This is a genomic window from Chitinophaga sp. GbtcB8, assembly GCF_019091455.1.
Taxonomy (GTDB): Bacteria; Bacteroidota; Bacteroidia; order Chitinophagales; family Chitinophagaceae; genus Chitinophaga.
This window is the reverse complement of sequence record NZ_JAGXJN010000083.1, coordinates 1-2,389: the sequence shown is the minus strand read 5'-3', so window position 1 is coordinate 2,389 and position 2,389 is coordinate 1. Positions and strand designations below refer to the sequence as shown.

Here is a 2,389-nt window from a genome sequence, read left to right as displayed (position 1 = left end):
TATCCCCACGAGCAAGTACATGTTTTTTTCTTGAAGAGGGAGGCTCTACTTTTTATGCAGGTGTCCAGTTGTGTGGGAGTAGATCTTTGATTTTATTAATCGGATGTTGAGGTATGCGGATAAGTATCTCCTTGAGCCAGGTATAAGGATTGACGCCATGCATTTTGCAGGTTCCCATTAAACTATATAGCATGGCAGATCGTTTGGCCGCTTCGTGTGAACCGCAGAACAGGGAGTTTTTCCTGCCAATAGCAACGGGGCGGATACTGTTCTCTGCGAGGTTATTATCTATAGATAGTATTCCATTTTTCGTATAAGCACTTAGCTTATCCCAGCGTTTAATACTATATGCCAGGGCCTTTCCAATGGGGCTTTTAGGTAATACCAGTACATACTGTTGTTGCATCCATTTACCGAGTCCTTCCAGGATAGGGGTGGCCTTTTGCAGGCGAAGGGCCTTTCGTTCATCAAAAGACAATGCTCTTTGGGTGCAGTCATGTTCTATAGTATATAACAGCTGTATCTGCTCCAATACATATTCCGCCCGCTGCCGGTCGTTATCCAGAGCTTCCACAAAATATCGGCGGGCGTGGGCCATACAATGAATAAGGGTGATGCCGTTTTGTTCGGCAATACCGGCATAGACCTCGTACCCATCAGTTTGTAAATACCCTGTAAATTCAGCCAGCATAGCGGTAGGCCCTTCCTTATTGCGGCCTTCCTGGTAGTCAAAGATGACCAGTTTTTTAATAGCATCCTGGTATAACCAGAAGTATCCCTGGTGGGTTTTCCCTTTTTTGTCCTTATCCAGTACAGGGACAGGTGTTTCATCAGCACGCAGATAACTGCTTTGCAGTACCTCAGCCCGCAATGCGTCGTACAATGGAGCGATCAGCTTACAGGTGTTGCTTACCCATTCGGTAAGGGTGGAGTAAGGAAGTTTTACAGCTGCCCGCTCAAAACGTTGCATTTGCCGGTGCAGCGGAAGGTGATCACAATATTTGTCAATAACCAGCTGTGCCAGCAGACCTGGCCCTGCCATACATTTGTCGATTGGCTGAACAGGAAGATCTGCTATGATAATTTTAGATTCCACACAGTCCTTAGCTGTAGGGGCCAGATATTTAGAACGGATATACTGCTTTACATACAACTCTGCTGGTATGCACTCCAGTTGCTCAGTGATCTCTTCACCTATCTTCTTACTGCCTTGTGGTACATGTTCCGGTTCCAGTATTATTTCTTCGCGGCGCAGATGCTCTGGCAGCTTATTGCGGCCGGGATGGGATACCGGTGACGTCTGCACTTTAGTGCGGGTATATTCCACCTTCTTTGCCGCTGTAACCTGACAGACAGCTACATTTTCTGCTGCGATACCAAGGGTAAGCTGATTACTATTGGCAGCGGGAACAAAGCGTTCCTGGCGGCTGCCGAAGATCAGTTTCTTTAACTGTGCCAGTTCATGCTGCAGTTGAGTTAACCGGAAAGCAAGTTGCTCGTTATCCTTTTGGGAGGACTCGTACAAGCGCTTGTAGTCTATATCTGTACTGTTACTGATCATGCAGGATGCAAAAATATCACACACAGCTCAGTAATAAGTTAGTCCCATGTTAATGGCTGGCAGTTTCCTGCATATAGCGTTTACGGTAATGTACTTGTTTTAGGCTGATGCCTTGCAGCATGAGTAATAGCTGATTCTGTGTGATGCAAGCTTTGTTGTCTGCCTGCCCGAAAACAGGCAGCTCATAGGTTCCCTTTTCCAATCGTTTATAGTACAAGGCGAAGCCGTCCCCCTCCCATAATAGCAGCTTGATATGGGTACGGTTGCGATTCAGGAATATAAATACATCTGTACTCATGGGATTGCCTTGCAACTGATCACGCACAATACCTGTCAGGCTATCAAAGCTTTTCCTCATATCGGTTGCCGGCCGGTACAGAAAATACCGGCCGGCGGTGGTTAAGGTCAACATAACAGATCAATAAAGCAGCGTGTGTAAAAATCCTGCCGGTACCTGCTGATGTAATACTAACCGTGTACCATTATCAAATATCAATTCTGCAAAAGGCAATGATCTATCCATAACTGGCGTAGGTGCGGCAGCTACCTCCAATGCAATAAAATTCTTTCTACGCAGCTTTCTCTTTTTAACATGCCCGTATTGCCCCAGCCAGTATTTAAGAGCTGATATAGATATGCCTTGAGTCACGCAGAACGTTTTCATATTTCCTGTGCTCTGTTCCCATTGCTGTACAAGGGCTTTCTTTTCCGATATAGTTTTCCTGGGTGGTTTCGATGAGGTAGATAATGTTGGCATCGCTTAGATTTGAATGTCTAATGTATGCCAACTGCCGTGATGCTAAAATATGTATTTGCTCGTGGGGATAC

At 45.7% G+C, this 2,389-nt stretch carries 3 protein-coding genes; all 3 read right to left on the bottom strand.

Features of this window, described 5'->3' with window-relative positions; all coding sequences use genetic code 11:
* Positions 1 to 52 precede the first annotated feature (52 nt).
* The gene (locus tag KVT36_RS31435) at positions 53 to 1,561 is read right to left on the bottom strand and encodes an IS66 family transposase (protein WP_217607382.1); all 1,509 of its coding nucleotides are present in this window, start codon (positions 1,559 to 1,561) and stop codon (positions 53 to 55) included.
* 49 nt (positions 1,562 to 1,610) lie between these two features.
* Entirely contained in the window at positions 1,611 to 1,973 is a 363-nt protein-coding gene (tnpB, locus tag KVT36_RS31430) for an IS66 family insertion sequence element accessory protein TnpB (RefSeq protein WP_256449986.1), read from the bottom strand.
* Positions 1,974 to 2,178: 205 nt separating this feature from the next.
* Positions 2,179 to 2,389 (bottom strand): hypothetical protein (locus tag KVT36_RS31425; protein WP_217607380.1); only part of this gene is annotated, 211 nt, incomplete at its 5' end.

What these genes read in the sequence shown, in the direction of transcription:
- tnpB (WP_256449986.1), bottom strand. Translation starts at nt 1,973, where the DNA reads ATGTTGACCTTAACCACCGCCGGCCGGTATTTTCTGTACCGGCCGGCA.
- KVT36_RS31435 (WP_217607382.1), bottom strand. Translation starts at nt 1,561, where the DNA reads ATGATCAGTAACAGTACAGATATAGACTACAAGCGCTTGTACGAGTCC.